1 pseudogene is annotated in these 571 nt (G+C 48.9%); it reads left to right on the forward strand.

Annotated elements, in window-relative coordinates:
- Positions 1-498, forward strand: a pseudogene (locus tag PsAD37_RS19695) (IS3 family transposase); the annotation flags it as partial.
- Positions 499-571 lie beyond the last annotated feature (73 nt).

Below are 571 nucleotides of genomic sequence, written 5' to 3' on the forward strand. Positions count from 1 at the left end.
AGAGTAAGGTCCTTGATGAAGAGGATGGGTATTGAGGCAATCTACCGACGACCCAATACGTCCAAACCGGCGCCAGAACATAAAATCTACCCGTATCTGCTGCGTGATGTGGAGGTTTTAAGACCCAGTCAGGTCTGGGCCATCGACATTTCCTACATTCCCATGGCAAAGGGCTTCACCTATCTGGTCGCTATCATTGACTGGTACTCGTGCAAAGTTCTGAGCTGGCGGTTATCAATCACCATGGAGGCTACCTTCTGCATCGAAGCTCTGGAAGATGCACTCGCTAAATACGGCAAGCCAGAGATTTTCAACTCTGATCAGGGCTCTCAATTCACCAGCATAGACTTCACCGATGTACTCAAGCGTGAGAAGATCAAGATCTCCATGGATGGCAAGGGAGCATGGCGCGACAATGTTTTTATCGAACGGTTCTGGCGCACCATCAAGTATGAGGAAGTCTACCTCAAGGCCTACGCCAGTGTGCCAGAGGCCAGAAAATGGACTGACCTAAAGAAAATGGAGAGCCTCTGTCTCACTATTTCTTTTCTGTCTCTCGAACGGTAAAGTT

Origin of the sequence: Pseudovibrio sp. Ad37, assembly GCF_001623075.1 — a bacterium.
Classification (GTDB): domain Bacteria; phylum Pseudomonadota; class Alphaproteobacteria; order Rhizobiales; family Stappiaceae; genus Pseudovibrio.